General features: G+C 56.0%; 15 protein-coding genes. 3 read left to right on the top strand and 12 right to left on the bottom strand.

Features of this window, described 5'->3' with window-relative positions; all coding sequences use genetic code 11:
* Positions 1-17: 17 nt before the first annotated feature.
* The 5 genes from EP166_RS03625 to sdhC form a co-directional block, all read right to left on the bottom strand.
* On the bottom strand, positions 18-2,861 hold the full coding sequence (locus EP166_RS03625) for a 2-oxoglutarate dehydrogenase E1 component (protein ID WP_127555426.1): 2,844 nt from the start codon (positions 2,859-2,861) through the stop codon (positions 18-20).
* A gap of 208 nt (positions 2,862-3,069) precedes the next feature.
* Positions 3,070-3,777: a succinate dehydrogenase iron-sulfur subunit gene (locus EP166_RS03630; protein WP_127555427.1), complete on the bottom strand. Its 708-nt coding sequence runs from the start codon at positions 3,775-3,777 to the stop codon at positions 3,070-3,072.
* Positions 3,778-3,786: 9 nt separating this feature from the next.
* Positions 3,787-5,559, bottom strand: coding sequence for a succinate dehydrogenase flavoprotein subunit (gene sdhA / locus EP166_RS03635; RefSeq protein WP_127555428.1), 1,773 nt, complete (start codon positions 5,557-5,559; stop codon positions 3,787-3,789).
* Between the two features lie 3 nt (positions 5,560-5,562).
* Positions 5,563-5,898, bottom strand: coding sequence for a succinate dehydrogenase, hydrophobic membrane anchor protein (gene sdhD, locus EP166_RS03640; RefSeq protein ID WP_342662965.1), 336 nt, complete (start codon positions 5,896-5,898; stop codon positions 5,563-5,565).
* A gap of 5 nt (positions 5,899-5,903) precedes the next feature.
* Complete coding sequence (gene sdhC / locus EP166_RS03645) at positions 5,904-6,278, bottom strand: succinate dehydrogenase, cytochrome b556 subunit (protein ID WP_127555429.1); 375 nt, start codon at positions 6,276-6,278, stop codon at positions 5,904-5,906.
* 453 nt (positions 6,279-6,731) lie between these two features.
* On the opposite strand from sdhC, the gene gltA reads away from it, so the two are divergent.
* Positions 6,732-8,009: a citrate synthase gene (gltA, locus tag EP166_RS03650; RefSeq protein ID WP_127555430.1), complete on the top strand. Its 1,278-nt coding sequence runs from the start codon at positions 6,732-6,734 to the stop codon at positions 8,007-8,009.
* Positions 8,010-8,083: 74 nt separating this feature from the next.
* Here the strand turns inward: gltA and topA are convergent, their stop codons facing one another.
* On the bottom strand, positions 8,084-10,732 hold the full coding sequence (topA, locus tag EP166_RS03655) for a type I DNA topoisomerase (protein WP_127555431.1): 2,649 nt from the start codon (positions 10,730-10,732) through the stop codon (positions 8,084-8,086).
* Between the two features lie 268 nt (positions 10,733-11,000).
* On the opposite strand from topA, the gene EP166_RS03660 reads away from it, so the two are divergent.
* Entirely contained in the window at positions 11,001-11,735 is a 735-nt protein-coding gene (locus tag EP166_RS03660; RefSeq protein WP_127555432.1) for a hypothetical protein, read from the top strand.
* Here EP166_RS03660 and EP166_RS03665 read toward each other — a convergent pair.
* Positions 11,666-11,941 carry a DUF1653 domain-containing protein gene (locus EP166_RS03665; protein ID WP_127555433.1) on the bottom strand — a complete coding sequence of 92 codons (276 nt, stop codon included), beginning with the start codon at positions 11,939-11,941 and terminating at the stop codon, positions 11,666-11,668. The genes EP166_RS03660 and EP166_RS03665 overlap by 70 nt on opposite strands.
* A 243-nt stretch (positions 11,942-12,184) precedes the next feature.
* Between EP166_RS03665 and EP166_RS03670 the strand changes: the two genes are divergently transcribed.
* Positions 12,185-12,853 (top strand): COG3904 family protein, encoded by a 669-nt coding sequence (locus tag EP166_RS03670; protein WP_127555434.1) that lies wholly within the window; start codon positions 12,185-12,187, stop codon positions 12,851-12,853.
* A 117-nt stretch (positions 12,854-12,970) separates the two neighbouring features.
* On the opposite strand, the gene fadA is transcribed toward EP166_RS03670, so the two are convergent.
* From fadA to EP166_RS03695, 5 genes are all read right to left on the bottom strand, one after another.
* On the bottom strand, positions 12,971-14,146 hold the full coding sequence (gene fadA, locus EP166_RS03675; protein ID WP_127555435.1) for an acetyl-CoA C-acyltransferase FadA: 1,176 nt from the start codon (positions 14,144-14,146) through the stop codon (positions 12,971-12,973).
* 18 nt (positions 14,147-14,164) lie between these two features.
* On the bottom strand, positions 14,165-16,309 hold the full coding sequence (fadB, locus tag EP166_RS03680) for a fatty acid oxidation complex subunit alpha FadB (RefSeq protein WP_127555436.1): 2,145 nt from the start codon (positions 16,307-16,309) through the stop codon (positions 14,165-14,167).
* Positions 16,310-16,510: 201 nt separating this feature from the next.
* Positions 16,511-17,008 (bottom strand): hypothetical protein, encoded by a 498-nt coding sequence (locus EP166_RS03685; RefSeq protein ID WP_127555437.1) that lies wholly within the window; start codon positions 17,006-17,008, stop codon positions 16,511-16,513.
* Between the two features lie 6 nt (positions 17,009-17,014).
* Complete coding sequence (locus EP166_RS03690; protein ID WP_127555438.1) at positions 17,015-17,725, bottom strand: DUF6901 family protein; 711 nt, start codon at positions 17,723-17,725, stop codon at positions 17,015-17,017.
* A 77-nt stretch (positions 17,726-17,802) separates the two neighbouring features.
* Positions 17,803-19,704: an ATP-binding cassette domain-containing protein gene (locus EP166_RS03695; protein ID WP_127555439.1), complete on the bottom strand. Its 1,902-nt coding sequence runs from the start codon at positions 19,702-19,704 to the stop codon at positions 17,803-17,805.
* Between the last annotated feature and the right edge of the window lie 8 nt (positions 19,705-19,712).

Raw genomic sequence — 19,712 nt, forward strand, 5'->3', positions numbered from 1 at the left:
AGTCGGTTAGCCGTCGATCATTGATCAAGCAAAATTGCTTCATTAAGGAATTTTTCAAGCTGTTCAAGGTGCAATGCCATATACCCGGCTGCCGGTGACGCCGATGCTTCGCGTCCGGCATAGCTCAGGTAGAGTTTCGGGTTGACCCGGTGCAGCGCCTTGCGCATGTGGTGCTGGCTGGAATACCAGGCGCCCTGGTTCATGGGCTCCTCCTGACTCCAGATCACCTCTTTGAGCTTGGGGTAGGCCAGCAGGATTTCGTACAACCGGTCTTCCGGGAAGGGGTACAGCTGCTCGATCCGGATGATGGCAACGTGATCGGCAGATTCCTTGGCACGCTTCTCGGTCAGGTCGTAGTAAACCTTGCCGGAGCACAGCACCACCCGGGTCACTTTCTTCGGATCAATACTGTTGTCGGCTTCCGGCAGCACCGTCTGGAAGCTGCCATTGGCCAGCTCTTCCAGGCTGGAAACCGCGTCTTTGTGACGCAACAGGCTCTTCGGCGACATCACAACCAGCGGCTTGCGCAGGTTCCGGCGTGCCTGACGACGCAGCATGTGGAAAACCTGAGCCGGCGTGGTTGGCATGCATACCTGAATATTCTGCTCGGCGCACATTTGCAGGAAGCGCTCGAGGCGAGCGGAAGAGTGCTCAGGCCCCTGCCCTTCATAGCCATGTGGCAACAGCATCACCAGACCGCAGAGACGCCCCCACTTGTGCTCACCGGAGGTAATGAACTGGTCGATCACCACCTGGGCACCATTGGCGAAGTCGCCAAACTGGGCTTCCCAGATCACCAGCGAGTTCGGCGTTGTGGTTGAATAACCGTATTCGAAGGCTACCACCGCTTCTTCAGACAGAAACGAATCGAACACTTCAAAGCTTGGCTGATCGTCCGACAAATGGGCCAGCGGCGTATAGGTGCTGCCGTCTTTCTGATTGTGCAATACCGCGTGACGGTGAACGAAAGTACCTCGACCGGAGTCCTGCCCGGTCATCCGTACCGGATGCCCGTCTTTGAGCAGAGTTGCGTAGGCCAGCATTTCAGCCATACCCCAGTTAATGGGCAAGGCACCCTTGGCCATTTTGACCCGATCTTCCAGAATCTTGTTGACTTGGCGCTGCAGCGGAAAGCCTTCCGGCAGCGTGTTCATCTGATTGGCCAGATCCTGCAGGTCTTTCAACGGGTAGCTGGAGTCGTAGTCATCAACGACCGGCTGGTTCAGGTAGGGTGACCAGTCAACAAACAGCGTCTTGTTTGGCTCTTTGACCAGCGACTTGACCACATGCTCGCCGTTGTCGAGCAGATCCCGGTATTCATCGGCCATGGCCTTGGCATCTGCTTCAGTAATGACTTCCTGCTCAATCAGGGATTCGATGTACAGTGCCAGCGACGTTTTACGGCTGCGAATTGCCTGGTACATCATCGGCTGGGTCATCGCCGGCTCGTCGGCCTCGTTGTGGCCGCGGCGACGGTAACAAACCAGGTCGATCACGACGTCTTTCTTGAACTGCTGGCGATAATCTACGGCCACCTGGGTCGCAAACACCACCGCTTCGGGATCATCGCCATTGACGTGCAGGATCGGTGCCTGAACCATCTTGGCGATGTCGGTGCAGTATTCGGTCGAACGCGCATCCTCGCGCTTCGAGGTGGTGAAACCGACCTGGTTGTTGATGATAATATGAACAGTCCCACCGGTATTGAACGCCCGGGTCTGGGACATCTGGAAGGTCTCCATCACCACGCCCTGGCCTGCAAAAGCGGCGTCACCGTGGATGTTGACCGGTACTACCTGATCTCTGGTGTTGTCCTTGCGGCGATCCTGACGAGCACGAACCGACCCTTCTACCACCGGAGACACAATCTCCAGGTGAGACGGATTAAAGGCCAGCGCCAGATGCACTTCGCCGCCCTCGGTCATCACGTTAGACGAAAAGCCCTGGTGGTACTTAACATCACCGGACCCCTGATCAAGGAACGACTTGCCTTCAAATTCCTGGAACAGTTCAGACGGGTTCTTGCCCAGAATATTGACCAGCATGTTCAAACGGCCCCGGTGGGCCATGCCGATCACAATTTCCTTGGCGCCGTAGCTGCCGCTGCGTTGAATCAGCTCGTCCATCAGCGGGATCAGTGTTTCGCCGCCTTCAAGCCCGAACCGTTTGGTACCCGGGTACTTGGAACCGAGGAATTTTTCCAGCCCTTCCGACGCCGTCAACCGCTCGAGAATGTGCTTGCGCGCTTGCGGTGAGTAGTCCGGCTTGGAGCGAACCGACTCGATGCGCTGTTCGATCCAGCGGCGCTCTGCGGTGTCGACAATATGGGTGAATTCGGTGCCAATGGATGAGCAGTAGGTCTGTTCCAACGCATTGACAATGTCTTTAAGCGGTGCCTCTGACTTGCCAATATAGAGGTTGCCACACTGAAAGATGGTGTCTTCATCGGCCGCAGAAAGCCCGTGGTATTGCAATTCCAGGTCCGGAACGTCACCGCGAACGGCGATGCCGAGCGGATCCAGCTTGGCTTTCTGATGGCCCCGGAACCGGTAGGCCGTAGCCAACTGGTGCACCTGCACCTGCTTGCGCTCGTGCTCGGTAACAATGCTGGGAGCCAGAGTATTGGCCGCTACGTTACGGGATTTGCCGAGAAGCAGGAAATGATCGCGAACCGGCGCATGAGGCGTGTCGGTCGTGACTTTATCGTTAATGTTGGGGAGTTTGTCGAACACCGCGCGCCATTGCTCGGTGACGGAATTGGGGTCAGCCAGATAGGCTTCGAACATTTCATCAAGGTAGGCTTGGTTACCGCCCGATAGATGGGATGTAGACCAAAGTTCCTCCATGGTGCCGTTTTGCATTGCTTGAACCCTGTTTGTTCAATACCGCGGAGAATAATGATGCCAGAAGACATCGGCTCAATTTTCATCACTCAAATGCGCCCGGCCGACCCGAAAAACAACCAGCAGATCGCAAAACGCCCCGGTATCTGTCGATACCGGGGTTCAACCGCAGAGTGAAGCGGCTGCTACTTAGCCATCACTTAACGTAATCGCCTCTAAACCGTGATCAGGTCGCGTTAGCCAACAGCATAGACCGGATATGACCAATCGCACGCGTTGGGTTCAACCCTTTGGGGCACACACTGACACAGTTCATGATACCACGGCAACGGAAGACACTGAACGGATCGTCCAGTTCGGCCAAACGATCTGCGGTGGCGGTATCTCGGCTGTCGGCCAAGAAGCGGTATGCTTGCAGCAAACCAGCCGGCCCGACAAATTTGTCCGGGTTCCACCAGAACGACGGACAGGAGGTAGAACAGCAAGCACACAGAATGCACTCGTAGAGGCCGTCGAGCTTTTCCCGGTCTTCCGGGCTTTGCAGCCGCTCAATGGCCGGTGCCGGCTGATCGTTGATCAGGAACGGCTTGATTTTCTCGTACTGCTTGTAGAAGACACTCATGTCGACGACCAGGTCACGAATGACCGGCAGGCCCGGCAAGGGGCGCACGACCAGCTTGTCACGGCCACCCTTCACTTCGGACAGGGGCGTAATGCAGCCCAGGCCATTCTTGCCGTTGATGTTCAAACCGTCCGAGCCGCAGACACCCTCACGACAGGAGCGACGATAGGACACGGAAGGGTCCTGCTCTTTAACCAGATTCAGAACATCGAGAACCATCAGATCCTTGTCTGCAGGGACATTGATGTCGTAATCCTGCATGTAGGGCTTCTTGTCGGTTTCCGGATTGTAGCGATACAGGCTGACTTTCATACAACGCTCCTAATAAGTCCGGATTTTAGGCTGGAAGGTATCAACGGTTTTCGGTGTGAAGTTCACCGCCCGTTTGCTGATCACTTTCTCGCCTGGCTTGAAGATGGAGTGGCACAACCAGTTTTCGTCGTCGCGTTCCTGGTAATCTTCACGGGCATGTGCACCGCGGCTCTCGGTCCGCTGTTCGGCCGACACCGCCGTTGCCTCGGCGACTTCCAGCAGGTTGGCCAGTTCGAGCGCTTCAATGCGTGCCGTGTTGAAGGCACGGCTCTTGTCGTCGAGACCAATATTGGCCACGCGCTCGCGAATCTCAGCCAGCTTGGCCAGGCCTTCGCCCATGCTCTTGCCTTCGCGGAACACGCCGAAGTGAAGTTGCATGCAGTTTTGCAGGTCTTTTTTGACGTCGGCCACTTTTTCGGTGCCCTTGCCATTTTCCAGTGCATCCAGTCGTGCCATGGCACGCTCGATATCTGCCTGAGTCGCCGCACTGGTTTCAAAGCCTTCACGCAGGGTTTTCTCGATCTGCATACCCGCAGAACGTCCGAAAACCACCAGATCCAACAGCGAGTTGCCGCCCAGACGGTTGGCCCCGTGAACCGACACACAGGCAGCTTCGCCACAGGCGTAAAGACCGTCGATTACCTGGTCTTTGCCTTCGGCATCGACCATCAGGGCCTGGCCGCCGATGTTGGTCGGAATGCCACCCATCATGTAGTGGCAGGTTGGCACAACCGGAATCGGCTCTTTGGCCGGGTCAACGTGAGCAAAGGTCTTGGACAGTTCAACAATGCCAGGCAGACGGCTTTGCAGAAGCTCTTCACCCAGGTGGTCGAGCTTCAGGAAGACGTGATCGCCTTCCGGACCGCCCCCGCGTCCTTCCAGCAATTCCAGAATCATTGACCGCGCGACAACGTCACGACCGGCCAGGTCTTTGGCGTTCGGTGCATAGCGTTCCATAAACCGCTCGCCGTCTTTATTGATCAGGTAGCCACCCTCACCCCGGCATCCCTCGGTTACCAGAGTACCAGCGCCGTAAATACCCGTTGGGTGGAACTGCCACATTTCCATATCCTGCACCGGGAAGCCCGCGCGCAGCGCCATGCCAATGCCGTCGCCGGTATTGATCAGAGCGTTTGTGGTGGAGGCATAGATGCGCCCTGCACCGCCGGTGGCCAGCACCGTGGCCTTGGACTGAATATGAACGGTTTCACCGGTTTCGATATCAATCGCCACCACGCCGACAACAGCGTTGCTGTCATTGGTGACCAGATCAACGGCATACCATTCGTTCAGGAAGCTGGTACCGGCTTTCAAGTTACCCTGATACAGCGTGTGCAACAGCGCATGACCGGTACGGTCGGCCGCCGCACAGGTACGGGCCGCCTGGCCGCCTTCGCCAAAGTTTTTGGACTGACCGCCAAAGGGCCGCTGGTAAATACGGCCATTTTCAAAGCGCGAGAACGGCAGCCCCATGTGATCGAGTTCGAACACAGCCTGGGGACCTACCGAACACATGTATTCAATCGCGTCCTGGTCACCGATGTAATCGGAACCTTTGACGGTGTCATACATGTGCCAGCGCCAGTCGTCATCGGGATCAGCACTGGCGATGGCGCAGGTAATACCACCCTGGGCCGATACCGTGTGAGAACGGGTTGGAAAAACCTTGGAAATTACCGCCGTGTTCAAACCGGACTCGGCCAGCTGCAACGCTGCCCGCAGGCCAGAACCACCGCCACCGACCACGATGGCGTCGTATGTCATTGTCTTGATGTTAGCCATGCTTTATACACCCCATACAGCGGTAACGCCGGTAACCAGATACACAAAGGCGGTTACCGCAATCACACAGAGAAAGAAGAAGCGAACCCAGGTGTTTTTCAGATAGTCGGTCGCGACGGTCCACATGCCGATCCAGATATGGCCGACCAGTGCCAGCAAGGTGGCCAGTGTGAACAGTTTGACCCAGAACAGGGAGAAAAGGTGTTCCCATTCGTCGTAACCCAAATCCGGATTGGCGAAGAAAACTCCGAGGATGAAGAGTGTATAGAGCGCCAGCAGCACTGCTGAGACACGTTGCACCAGCCAGTCAGAGAGGCCACTGCGGGTTAGATTCGTCACACTTTTTACCATACCCAAATCCCCATCAATACGATCACAACGACAGTCAGGACCAGGGTGATTTTGGCCGCCAGCGGCCCCCCTTCCTTCGTTTCAGCGAAACCGGCGTCCATAATCAGGTGCTTGATGCCGGCAAAGAGGTGGTAGATCACCAGAGACAAAATGCCCCAGGTAATCAGCTTGGCGAGTGGGTGGGTCATAACGGCAACGGTCTGGTCAAACCCCTGACGGGACTCGAGGCTCAGACTTAAGGCCCAGACTAGAAAGCCCACGGCGACAAACAGCATGACGCCGGTGATTCGGTGCAGAATCGACGCTATGGCGGTGATCGGCTGACGGATCGTCGCCAGATCGAGGTTTTTCGGTCGGTGATCTTTCACGGCAGTACACTCTTCTTATGGTGCGGACCCCTGAACCGGGGTGTTTGGAGTTGTTGGGCAATTCAGCCCAACCCCGAAATGCGGCGGAATTATAGAGACCGTCGAACACAATTACAAATGAACACGCCCGTGATCAGCCCGCCTGATCCGGGATTCATTAGCGGACGCTATTGTATCGATTGACAAAAGGTTTCCACTTCGACTTTAGGGGGAGGCATCGATTTTTGCGTTCAAACCGTAAGACTGAAGTCAAATTGACAATCCTAACCAAGGCTCTATAGTTGGCCCCGATTTTAAACTCTGAGTCACAACTGTATCATCCGGCGTTGTTTTGAAAGCATTTATTAGCTGGCATTGCACGCTGCACGGGGCCTGCCCTTCAGGCCCAACACGAGTTCACCCCATCCTGCGCCGATACCCTGGCGCCCAACACTGCTTTGAAGAGGAGGCCTCATGACTGACAAGACTGCCAAGTTGGTCATCGAAGGACGCGACCCGATTGAATTGCCGATTTACTCCGGCACTCTGGGTCAAGATGTTGTAGACGTGCGGTCACTGACCGCTCACGGCCTGTTTACCTATGACCCGGGCTTTGTCTCAACCGCATCCTGCGAATCTGAAATCACCTACATAGACGGTGATAAAGGTGTCTTACTGCACCGGGGCTACCCTATCGATCAGTTGGCTGAAAATGCCGACTATCTGGATGTCTGCTATCTGCTGTTGTACGGCGAGCTGCCGGATAACACCCAGAAAGGCGAGTTCAAGAACATCATCATGCACCACACCATGGTGCATGAACAGATGCATGAATTCTTCCAGGGGTTCCGCCGTGATTCCCACCCCATGGCGATCATGGTTGGCGTTGTGGGTGCCTTGTCCGCCTTCTATCACGATTCGCTCGACATCAGTAACGATCACCATCGTGAAGTCGCCGCACACCGCCTGATCTCCAAAATGCCGACGCTGGCGGCCATGACCTACAAGTATTCCATGGGTCAGCCGTTCATGTATCCGCGGAACGATCTGTCCTACGGGGGCAACTTTCTGCACATGATGTTCAGCACACCGGCCGAGGAATACACCGTAAACCCGGTGCTGGCGCGGGCCATGGACAAGATCTTCACGCTCCATGCCGATCACGAGCAGAACGCCTCAACGTCAACGGTGCGTCTGGCCGGCTCATCCGGTGCCAACCCGTTCGCCTGCATTGCCGCTGGCATAGCCGCACTCTGGGGCCCGGCACACGGCGGCGCCAACGAAGCGGTGCTGAACATGCTCGAAGAGATTGGCGATGAGGCCAACATCGAAGAGTACATCAAGCGTGCCAAAGACAAGGACGATCCGTTCCGTCTGATGGGCTTTGGCCATCGGGTCTATAAGAACTACGACCCCCGCGCCAAGGTGATGAAAGCTACGTGCGACGAAGTGCTGGGTGAGTTGGGCATCAACAACGATCCGCTGCTGAAGATCGCCATGCGTCTGGAAAAAATCGCCCTGGAAGACCCTTACTTCGTTGAGAAGAAGCTCTACCCCAACGTCGATTTCTATTCAGGCATCATCTTCAAGGCGCTCGGTATCCCGAACGACATGTTTACCGTTCTGTTTGCCGTAGGCCGTACCCCGGGCTGGATCGCCCACTGGAAAGAGATGATCAGCGGCAGCTACCGCATAGGACGGCCCCGCCAGCTCTACAAGGGCCACACCCAGCGGGACTTCCCCAAAAGCTGAGTGTTCCTTCACTGGAACGCAGCGATAAAAAAACCGGCAATTGCCGGTTTTTTTATGGAAAGGAGATCACTACCTTAAGCCTTGGCCGATTTCCCGGCTTTCTCCTCAACCACCCAACGCTTACCCTGATAATAAGCCTTCCAGCCAGACGCCTTGCCATCCTCATTTTCTGTCATGACATACTGTTCTTTCGTCTTGCGACTGAAACGAATGACCGTGGGCCGACCTTCGTCGTCTTTCTTGGGTGCCTTAGTCAGGTACAGGTACTTTTCCGGCAATTCATCGGCATGTGCCACCAACTCCTTCACCAATGGTGGCCTGGTTTCCCGGTTTTTCGGGAACTGACTGGCCGCCAGAAACAAGCCGGCAGCGCCATCACGCAACACGTAGGTGTCTTCCACCTTCAGGCACTTCAATTCCGGCATCGGAATCGGATCCATCTTTGGTGGTGCCGCTTCACCGTTGCGCAGCAACTTGCGGGTATTTTTGCACTCGTCATTGGTGCAACCGAAGTATTTGCCGAAACGGCCGCTTTTGAGCTGCATTTCGGCACCGCATTTATCGCACTCGAGCGTCGGGCCGTCGTAGCCTTTGATCTTGTACTGACCCTTCTCGACCTTGAAGCCGGTGCAATCCGGGTTGTTACCGCAGATGTGCAGTTTGCGGCCTTCATCGATCAGGTAGCTGTCCATGGCCGTGCCGCACTTGTCGCAGCGTTCTTTGTGGCGCAACGCCTGGGCTTCGGCCTCATCGTCGTCTTCCAGATCGAGCACTTCCTCGCCGGGAATCAGGTTCAGGGTGCCCTTGCAACGCTCCTTGGGTGGCAGGCTGTAGCCGGAACAGCCGAGAAACACGCCGGTGGTACCGGTACGAATCATCATCGGGCGCCCGCATTTCGGACACTCGATGTCCGTTGGCGTCGGCTCGTTAGCGCGCATGCCGTCTTCGTCGGACTCTGCCTGGTCCAACTGGCGGGTAAAGTCGTCGTAGAAGCTGTCGAGTACCTGCTTCCAGGTGCGTTCACCGGTGGCAATGTCATCCAGATACTCTTCCAGACGCGCGGTGAACTGATACTGCATCAGATCCTTGAACGATTCGGTCAGCCGATCGGTCACGATATCGCCAATTTTTTCAGCGAAAAATCGGCGACTGACCAGCCTTACGTAGCCGCGATCCTGAATCGTCGAAATAATGGAGGCGTAGGTCGATGGCCGGCCAATCCCCTGCTTTTCCAGCTCTTTGACCAACGAGGCTTCCGTAAAGCGCGCCGGCGGCTTGGTGAAGTGCTGGCGTGGCTCCAGAGCCACCAGCGCCAGCTCGTCATTCACTTTCAGGTCTGGCAGTTCAATGGCGTCATCGCCCTTGGCGACCTGGGTCATGACACGGGTGTAGCCGTCGAATACCAGTACCCGACCCTTAGCCTTGAACTCATAATCGCCGGTAGCGACCGTCAGTACGGTGCTCTTGTACTTGGCCGGTACCATCTGACAGGCCACGAAGCGCTGCCAGATCAGTTCATAGAGCCGCTGAGCGTCGCGTTCCATGTCGGAGAGGTCGGCGCTCTTGCGGGCCACATAGGACGGCCGAATCGCTTCGTGCGCCTCCTGGGCCCCTTCCCGGCTGCCGTAGGTGACCGGCTTCTCAGGCAGATACTGATCACCGTACTGGTCGGCGATGTAATCACGCGCCGAGGCAACGGCTTCCTGGCTCAGGTTGGTCGAGTCGGTACGCATATAGGTGATGTGACCGGCCTCATAGAGCCGCTGGGCCATGGTCATGGTTTTCTTGACGGTGTAGCCGAGTCGTGTGCTGGCCGCCTGCTGCAGCGTCGAGGTAATAAAAGGAGGCGCCGCCTTGGATGACGTGGGCTTGTCTTCACGGTCAGTGATGCGCAATGCCGCATCGCGCAGCCGCTCGACATGTTCATCACTCTGGCTTTTATTGACCGGCCGGTATTTGTCGCCCAGATAACGGGCAACTTCAAAGCGGACTTCAGCGTCGTTTTTGGCGCGCGTCTGAACGTGCAAGTCCCAGAATTCTTCCGGGTTGAACGCACGAATCTCGCGCTCGCGCTCGACAATCAGCCGAACCGCTACCGACTGAACCCGGCCCGCACTCAGGCCCCGGGCTACCTTGGCCCACAGCAGTGGCGACACCATAAAGCCCACCACCCGATCCAGGAATCGACGTGCCTGTTGTGCATTGACCCGATTAAGGTCGAGCTCTCCCGGGCGGTCGAAGGCTTCGTTGATGGCTTTCTTGGTGATTTCGTTAAACACCACCCGACGGTACTTTTCAGGGGCGAGACCGATGCTTTCCTGCAAATGCCAGGCAATCGCCTCCCCCTCGCGGTCCAAATCCGTCGCGAGGTAGACGGTATCGGCTGTCTTGGCCAGGCGTCGCAATTCGTCGACCACTTTCTCCTTGCCGGGCAGCACCTGATACTGGGCTGTCCAACCGTTATCGGGGTCGATGCCCATGCGCGCGATTAATTGCTCCTTGGCCTTCTTCTTTTTATGGATCGCTTTCTTTTCGGGCGATAATTTGCGTGTTTCGGCTGCCTGACGCGCACGCGCCTTGGCATCTACCGGTTTGGCCTGGCCACTGGTGGGCAGATCACGGATGTGACCTACCGAGGACTTGACGATGAAGTCATTTCCCAGATATTTGTTGATCGTTTTGGCTTTTGCTGGTGATTCGACAATGACCAGAGATTTACCCATGCGCTATAATTCCGCCTGTTGCTTCCTTTTATATACTTAGCTTACGAACCCCGGGGAACGCAAGCGGCGCAGACGTATAAACTGTTTGACCCCTTGAGGTCAAGTCGCCGCTGCGCAGCGAGGAACCGGTACGTGCAGGGCTTGCAATGCAATCCCCGGCGACCATTCAGCGCCGTACTATGCACGAACCCGGGCACAGCGTACAGGCTGGATAGTCTCATTAACCGTGGTTGTTCGATCACGGAGTCCCATTCAGGAGCGTACCAGAGTGTCGTTATTTGCCATTTTATTCATGATTTCGATGGTTGGTCTGATCATCGGCGGCCTTTACATGAGCCGGGTTGCAACCCAGAAAGAACAGGAAGCTCAGGCGATTAAAGCCCGCCTTCGCCAGCTTCGGTCCCAGCAAACGCAGTATGAGGAATTGTTCTCCACCCTGATGGTCTACGACCGGGATCCCGACCTGCTGCACCTGATCCAGCAAAACCTGTTGGAAGAGGCCGAAAGCCTGCTGGCCATCGACCCCTCGAATCAGGACTCCCAGCGGGATGTGACCTATTACCAATCGCTGGCTGATGACATCAGTAGCCTGGGCGAGAAGGCCCACCAGCCTGAAATACCGTCCAGTGACCGGCAAATCAATTTAATGAAACGACACTTTGGCCGGGCCATGAAGTGGGTTAGAGCCCTCAATGGACGGGGGCTGATCTCCGAGGTGGAATGCCATGAACATCTGGCCCGCCTCACCCGAAACAGCCTGATGCTCGAGGTGGAGGCCTATAAACGCCAGGGTCTGGAAGCCCGTGACCAGCACGACCTTTCTGCGGCCTCGTCGTTCTATAAACATGCGAAAGACCTGCTGATCCACAGCGACATTCACTTGAACGACAAACCGCAGCAGATTAAGAAAATTTCCCAGTTAATTTCCGGACTCTACGATTCAGCTATCGGCGAAGACACTTCAGCCGCCAGCGACAGCCAGTCGGCCTCATCCAGAGACTGAACCCGCTCAAAACGGGGAATGTCTTCGCCGTCAATCCGCACCAGCTCGGTAAACATATCCAGTGGCCGCACCCAGAGGCTGTAGTCACCATACAGGCACTGGTATACGACAAGCTGCTCATTGGTTTCGCTGTGCCGGCTTACGCCAATAACGCGGTAGCGGTTCCCCTTGTAGTGCCGGTAAATGCCTGCGGTTAAGGATTTCATGAGGCGCTCCTATAAGTAAGGTTAGGCAAATCAAGCAACGACCTCGCACGGTAACGCTCACGCCTTGCGAATCGGCCACTTCCTTTCTATATTGCCAATGCAATGCACCCTGGCACTGCTTCCAGGTCAGGGCCGGATTTTCGCTAATCACCACCTGCCACTGCGACGTCACACGCTGTGAATACAGACCGGCCAGGGCAGATCGACCGGTTTACGCCATACCCATCACCTCTGCGGAGTCTTATGACTAACAGACCCTGGCAAGACAATCGGCTTCACTGGCTGGTCATCCCCACTGTTACCGCCTTGGTGGGTCTGGCGTGTTTTGCCTTACTGTTCGCCGTCGCCGCCAATGTACTCAGAGGCAATGCGCCGGATGACGATGTGCTGCCCAGCTTTGATTTGACACTGTCAAACCAAAAAGATCACATCAGGCTGGATGGTTACATTGATTTTGGTGTCACTCAAGCACTCAGTACCCTGCTCGAGCAGGAAGACAGCGTCGTGCATTTGCGCTTGCAAAGCCGCGGTGGCTTGGTCGCCGAGGCCCGTGGACTGGTCCGGCTGGTTAACGAATTCGGCCTGAGCACCTCGGCCTACGGCGATTGCGCCTCAGCCTGCACCCTGGTCTTTATTGCCGGCCAAACACGCTATCTTGAACCGGATGCCCGCCTTGGCTTCCATCGCTATGCTCAAAAATCTCCGGTCATGGAGTTTCTGATGAAGCAGAACCCGGAAGAAGAGCAGCAAAGAGACTTGAACCTGTTTCGCCGGGCGAATGTAGACGAAGCCTTTCTGACGCGAATCATGGAAACGCCTCATCAGAGCATGTGGTATCCGTCCGTCAGTGAACTGATCCGGTCTGGCGTTGTCGATGTGCTGGGTGTGCCCGGTGACCATCCAGGCTCCTGACTTCACCAGCAGTCACCCATAAAAAAGCCGGCCCGGTGATCACCAGGCCGGCTTTTTAACAAACAACTTTCGTTGTTCGAACTGGCGTTAACCAGCTTGAATCAGCGTGCAGCGGTATCAGACACGCTCAATAACGGTACTGATGCCCTGCCCCAGACCGATGCACATGGTCGACAGACCAAACTGACCATCGTTCTGCTCCATTACATTCAACAGCGTGCCGGTGATGCGCGCGCCGGAACAGCCGAATGGGTGACCCAGGGCGATGGCGCCACCGTGCAGGTTGACCTTGTCGTCCATTTTCTCCAGCAATTTCAGGTCTTTCAGCACCGGCAAGGCCTGAGCGGCAAAGGCTTCATTGAGCTCGACGTAGTCGATATCTTCAATGGTCATGCCCAGTTTCTTGAGCACCTTCTTGGTCGCCGGCACCGGGCCGTACCCCATGATAGACGGATCAACGCCCGCCAGACTCATGCCGCGCACCACGGCTCGAGGCTTAAGACCCAACGCCTTGGCTTTGCGGTATGACATGACCACCATCGCCGAAGCACCGTCAGTGATCTGGCTTGAGGTACCGGCGGTTACGGTTCCGGCTTTCGGATCAAAGGCCGGACGCAATGATGCCAGACCTTCCAGCGTCGTCTCCGGGCGGATGGTTTCGTCGTGCTTCATCAGATACGGGTTGCCGTTGGCATCGTGTGCAGTTCGGGCAATGATCTCATTGTCGAAGTTGCCAGCCTGAGTGGCTTCATGGGCTTTCACGTGCGAACGCAGACCAAACTGATCCTGCTGTTCACGACCGATGCCGTGCATTTTTGACAACAGCTCGGCGGTAAGGCCCATCATGCCCGAGGCCTTTGCTGCCTTTTGCGACAGCATGGGGTTGGGGTCGACACCGTGCATCATGTCGACGTGACCCATGTGCTCAACACCCCCGATGACATAAATGTCACCGTTATCCGACTGAATGTTCGCCGTTGCGATGTGCAGCGCCGACATGGATGAACCGCACAAACGGCTGACGGTTTGCGCCGGTACCGTGTGTGGAATATCGGTCAGCAATTGCATCATGCGGGCGACGTTCCAGCCCTGTTCTTTAGTCTGGTTTACGCATCCCCAGATGATGTCATCAATATCGGCCGGGTTCAGGGCTTCATTGCGAGCCAGCAAGCCGTTCACCAGATCGGCGCTCAGGTTTTCAGCACGGGTAAAACGGTGGCTGCCACCCTTGCTACGACCCATGGGGGTCCGTGCAAAGTCGACGATTACTGCGTCATTATCTCGAATAGTCATGGTTGCTGTTCTCCCGTCTTAACCGTAAAAGGTCTGGCCGTTTTTAGCCATATCGCGCAGTTTGTCGGTTGGCTCGTAGAGCTTGCCCAGATCCTTATAGCGATCACATAGCTCAACAAAGGCTGCGACGCCGATGTCATCAATGTACTGCAAGGCACCGCCGCGGAACGGCGGGAAACCGATGCCATATACCAAACCCATGTCGGCTTCGGCAGCGGTATTGACGATGCCATCTTCCAGGCAACGCACCGTCTCCAGGCACATCGGAATCATCAGGCGGTTAATGATGTCCTCTTCTGACAATTCGCTTTCGGACGTGCGCACACTGGCGACCAGTTCGTGGGCTTTTTCATCGGAGACTTTCTTCGGCTTGCCTTTCTTGTCGGTTTCATAACGGTAGAAACCAACGCCGTTTTTCTGACCAAAGCGCTCTTCGGCGTACATGACATCCATGGCCGATTTGAAATCCTGCTTCATGCGCTCGGGGAAGCCGTCGGCCATAACGGCCTGGGCATGAACGCCGGTATCGATACCGACCACGTCCATCAAATACGCCGGGCCCATCGGCCAGCCAAATTTTTCCATGACTTTGTCGACGTTTTCAAAGTTAGCGCCGTCACGCAGCATCATGGCGAAGCCGCCGAAGTACGGAAACAGTATGCGGTTTACCAGAAAGCCCGGGCAGTCGTTAACAACAATGGGCGTCTTGCCCATTTTCTGTGCATAGGCGACCACAGTTGCGATGGTTTCATCGCTGGTTTTTTCACCGCGAATCACTTCAACCAGTGGCATACGATGCACCGGGTTAAAAAAGTGCATGCCACAGAACTGCTCCGGTTTTTTCAGAGCCGTGGCCAATTCGGTAATGGAAATAGTGGAGGTGTTCGAAGCCAGAATGGCGTCGTCGCGCAATTGGCCTTCGGCTTCGGCAAGCACAGCCTTCTTCACCTTGACGTTCTCGACGACCGCTTCGACAACGACGTCAACATCACCAAAATCTCCGTACGACAGCGTCGGACGAATACGGTTCAGGGTGTCTGCCATGCCACGCACGTCCAGCTTCTTGCGCTCGACCTGCTTGCTGAGCAGTTTCGCGGCTTCATCGAGGCCCAGTTGCAAGCCCGACTCGGCAATGTCTTTCATCATGATCGGGGTGCCTTTGCTGGCACTTTGGTAGGCGATGCCACCGCCCATGATGCCCGCACCCAACACGCCCGCTTTGCTGACGTCTTTCGACTGTTTGATGTGATCTTTGGCGATCTTCTTGATCTTCTGATCGTTCAAAAACAAACCAATCAGATTCTTGGCGACCGGTGTTTTGGCCATTTTGGCAAAGCCTTTCGCTTCAATGGCGATGGCCTTGTCGCGGTCAAAATTGGCGTGCTTCTGAATGGTTTTGACCGCTTCAACTGGCGCTGGGTAATGACGACCGGCCTTGCCTGCAATAAAGCCCTTGGCGGTTTCAAACACCATCATGCTTTCGATGTTGTTCAGTTGCAGCTTGCCTTGTTTGGCCTGGCGGCGATTTTGGTAATCCACTTCACCGGACATCAGGCGTTCGAGCAATGCCAGGGCCGTATCGTGCAGGGCTTCGGGCTCGCTGACGACATCCACAGCGCCATCCGACAAGGCGGCATCGGGACGTTTCTCGCTGCCCGAGGCAATCCACTCGATGGCGTTATCGGCACCAATGACACGCGACAACCGAACTGTACCGCCAAAGCCCGGGTAGATACCGAGTTTGACTTCGGGAAGGCCCACTTTAGCCTTGGTTGACATGACCCGGTAGTCGGCCGCCAGACACATTTCGAAACCACCGCCCAGCGCCATACCGTTGATGGCCACCACGGTGGGCATCGCCAGGTCTTCAAAGGCGCTGAAAATGTCGTTGGCGGCCAGAATGTCGCTGATGATGCCTTCTTCGTCTTTATCGAACCATTCCAGAAATTCAGTAATGTCCGCACCGACGATAAAGCTGTCTTTTGCACTGCTGACCAACACCCCTTTGGCATCGCTGGCGGCGATGGCTTGGGTCGCCTCAGCCAGTTCTTTCAGCGTAGCCTGGTCGAACTTGTTGACCGACTCAGCCTGCAGATCGAAGATGAGTTCGGCGGCGCCGTTCTGCAATGCCTCGACGGTTATGCCTTTACCCTGATAAATCATGGAAGCTCTCCGTTTATTGTCTCGAATAGGGCCAAACACCCACCCGTATCGCGGTCTACCCTGTTTGAATACCGGGTCTGATTGCCTGAATCAAACACAAGTTTCAAACGACTGTTTGATTGTGGTTCATACGATAGACACTGGCGACAGGATGTCAACCGGCAACGCCGGCGACCCGGACAGAAAGGAAGATTATTGCGCTCAGGCAGAGAGTTGTGCGATCAGGCGCTCCAGCGTTTCCCGAATCGCGGGTAATGCCGAGGCATTGCCCCGCTCATCCCAGACCAGCCCCACGCCGTCCGGTTGAGCATCCAGTACCAAATACTGGTCGGGCAGACCGACCAGCACGTCGTGTAAATCCTGTGTAACGGCCTCACTGGGGCGATGCTCATCGGCCCATTTCCAGCCATCAGGCAAAAAGGCACTGGAGACGCCGGTGGTACGTTGCACGGTAAAGCGCGGTGCCTTACCTTTCTCGAACCGGTGCAATAACCGGTATAGGGTGATTAACGACGACTTGTCAGCCAGTCGCCCTTCAATGCTGGTATCCGGAATGCGAATGCTGTCGAGCTTAAACCCGGCCGAAATAGCCGCGGTGCGCAGTGTATTGAGGTGACGATCCCTCGGTGATGGCTTCAGCCACATAAAGGCACCCGCCAATACCAGGATGGCGCCAATGATTGCTAGGTTGGCAAACATGCCGATTCACTCCCTCTGTTCAAATGGTTGCAGACTGCCCGTGTCTGCCATAAACGCCGGTCGCAACTTGAGCAATTGGCTCTCCAGTGAATAGGACACGCTGGAGGATAGCGTAAAAAAGCTAAGCAGGGCTTTCAGGTTCGAATCGCCTTCACAGGCCGTATGAACTCTCTGCCACAAGGCCTGATTAACCATCTGCAGCTCCCGGTTCAGCGAGACAAGACCCTCAAGATCCCAGTCGCCTTCCTGCCCATCATGGCTCTTGTAGTACTGCCGCAGTAAATAGGTACCTACGGCACGGAAGATGAATTCCTCCTGTGTGGCAAAGGGCAAATGGGTAAAGGCCATGGGCTTCAGGTTTTTCAGAATCGGGCATTGGCTGTTGGCCATGACCAGGCCCATCAGTGATCGCAGCCCTTCTTCCAGCCCCGTACTTTTTCGATACTGCCGCTCCTGGGTGGTCACGATAATGTCGGCTTTCTTGAACCCTGGCAGGCTGCGAAAATCTTCAACAATAGGCTGCATATCAACCGCTGCCGGACAATATTCAACGTCCTTCTTGGACAACGGACAATTCGAGCACTGACAATAGTCCAGCCGGGTCCAGGCTGCGTTTTTACGGGCGCTGGTATCGGGCTCCCTGTCCCGCGATGCCTGTGTCTCGACGACCAGTTGGGTCCCGTCTTCGGGGAAATTAAACTCGTATCGAATACTCATTGGCTGCGTCCTGTTTCCATCACGATGCAGATAAGGTGCTGTGACCGGCAATTGCCCTGCCGGCCATGCCTGTTTTTTTAGCCCTGTTTTTCTTCCAGTTCAGCCCAGCGTTCGAATCGTGTTTCAAGAGTCTGCTGAGCCCTGGTCAATGCGTCTAATACCGGCTGGGTTTTGCCGGAAGGTTGCTCATAAAACCCGGGTTGGTTGAGCTCATGTTCCAATCGGGCAATCTCCTGTTCCAGCGCTTCAATGTCGGCCGGTAACTGATCAAACTCCCGCTGCTCCTTGAACGACAGCTTTTTGGCCGGCTTAGACGCTGGTTTGGCTGGCGCAGAGGCCGGCTCTTTTTCCTTCTGCCCGGGCGCGGCCTTTGGAGTCTGCTGGCTGGTATCCGGCCACTGGCCGCCCTGCATCTTCCAGTCTTCATAACCCCCGGCGTATTGACGCAGGGCTCCATTGCCTTCAAACGCCCAGGTTCGGGTCGCCAGCTGATCGATGAAATACCGGTCGTGACTGACCAGCAACAAAGTCCCATCAAATTCACTGAGCCGGTCAACCAGCATTTCCAGCGTTTCTATGTCCAGATCATTGGTCGGCTCATCGAGCACCAGAAAGTTGGCCGGCTGGCTGAACAACCGCGCCAGCAACAGACGATTGGTTTCCCCACCCGACAATTGCTTCACCTTCATTCGGGCCCGTTCCGGAGCGAACAGAAAGTCTTCCAGGTAGCTGATGACGTGACGCCGGCGTCCACCCAACTCCAGAAATTCACGACCCTCTGCAACGGCGTCCATCACCGTTTTCTCCGGGTCCATTCGTGCCCGGGCCTGATCGAAATAGGCCACTTCCAGCTTCGTGCCCTGCTCGACCACGCCCCGGGTCGGCTCGATCTGCTGTAGCATCAACTGGATCAGGGTGCTTTTGCCGATCCCATTCGGGCCAAGCAAGGCGATGCGATCACCGCGATTGATCAGGCCCGTAAACTTGTCGATCAGCAGGTTATCACCGTAGCCAAACGTGACATGCTCAAGTACGACAACCTGTTTGCCACTGCGATCGGCCGCTTCGATTTCAAAGTCGCTCTGACCGGTCTGGCCACGCCGCTGGCTGACCTCCTTGCGCAGCGCCTGCAAGGCCCTAACCCGGCCTTCGTTACGGGTACGGCGCGCCTTGATGCCCTGGCGGATCCACACTTCTTCATCTGCCAGCTTTTTATCCATGTGACGACGATGAATCTCTTCTTCGGCCAAACGGGCATCCTTGGCTTCCAAATAGGCATCGTAGGGGGCTGGAAAGGTATTCAGGTGCCCCCGATCCAGCTCGACAATGCGGGTAGCCACCCGATCGATAAACCGCCGGTCGTGCGACACGAAGACAATGGCGCCCGGATAATCGAGCAGGAAACCTTCAAGCCATTCCACCATGGCGATATCAAGGTGGTTCGTCGGTTCGTCGAGAATCAGAATATCGGGTCGGCTGATCAGCGCCCTGGCCAGCAACACGCGCCGGCGCCAGCCGCCGGAGAGTGTTTTGAAAGCAACGTCGCCATCCAGTTTCAGCCGGGTCAGTACGGCAGCCAGGGTTGCGTGTATTTGCCAGCCATCACCGAGCTCAATCGTGTGTTGCAATGATTCCAGCCGCGACAAATTCGGTTCGGGCTGCAGGCTTTCATGATCGTAAGCTGCGAGCGCACGCCCCAGCTCACCCAGGCCTTCAAGCACAACGTCACTGACCAGCCGGTCATCTCCTTCGGGCAGATCTTGTTGCAACTGCGCCAGGGTGACGCCCTGGCGAACCCGAATCTGGCCATCATCGGGGGTGCGCTGCCCATTCAGCAAACTCAACAGCGTCGATTTTCCGGCACCGTTCTTGCCTACCAGACAAAGACGCTCACCTGGCTCTATAATAAGCGATGCCTCGTCAAGCAACGGCGCAGCGCCCAGCGCAAAGGTGACGCGGTCAAACACAACCAGACTCATTCATGATC

The sequence above is a fragment of the Saccharospirillum alexandrii genome (genome assembly GCF_004000275.1).
Lineage (GTDB): Bacteria > Pseudomonadota > Gammaproteobacteria > Pseudomonadales > Natronospirillaceae > Saccharospirillum > Saccharospirillum alexandrii.

Excerpts from the sequence above, each read along its gene's own strand:
- EP166_RS03670 (WP_127555434.1), top strand. The coding sequence starts at position 12,185 with ATGACTAACAGACCCTGGCAAGACAATCGGCTTCACTGGCTGGTCATC.
- fadB (WP_127555436.1), bottom strand. The coding sequence starts at position 16,309 with ATGATTTATCAGGGTAAAGGCATAACCGTCGAGGCATTGCAGAACGGC.
- EP166_RS03630 (WP_127555427.1), bottom strand. The coding sequence starts at position 3,777 with ATGAAAGTCAGCCTGTATCGCTACAATCCGGAAACCGACAAGAAGCCC.
- EP166_RS03665 (WP_127555433.1), bottom strand. The coding sequence starts at position 11,941 with ATGAAATCCTTAACCGCAGGCATTTACCGGCACTACAAGGGGAACCGC.
- EP166_RS03695 (WP_127555439.1), bottom strand. The coding sequence starts at position 19,704 with ATGAGTCTGGTTGTGTTTGACCGCGTCACCTTTGCGCTGGGCGCTGCG.
- topA (WP_127555431.1), bottom strand. The coding sequence starts at position 10,732 with ATGGGTAAATCTCTGGTCATTGTCGAATCACCAGCAAAAGCCAAAACG.
- EP166_RS03625 (WP_127555426.1), bottom strand. The coding sequence starts at position 2,861 with ATGCAAAACGGCACCATGGAGGAACTTTGGTCTACATCCCATCTATCG.
- gltA (WP_127555430.1), top strand. The coding sequence starts at position 6,732 with ATGACTGACAAGACTGCCAAGTTGGTCATCGAAGGACGCGACCCGATT.
- EP166_RS03690 (WP_127555438.1), bottom strand. The coding sequence starts at position 17,725 with ATGAGTATTCGATACGAGTTTAATTTCCCCGAAGACGGGACCCAACTG.
- sdhA (WP_127555428.1), bottom strand. The coding sequence starts at position 5,559 with ATGGCTAACATCAAGACAATGACATACGACGCCATCGTGGTCGGTGGC.
- EP166_RS03685 (WP_127555437.1), bottom strand. The coding sequence starts at position 17,008 with ATGTTTGCCAACCTAGCAATCATTGGCGCCATCCTGGTATTGGCGGGT.
- fadA (WP_127555435.1), bottom strand. The coding sequence starts at position 14,146 with ATGACTATTCGAGATAATGACGCAGTAATCGTCGACTTTGCACGGACC.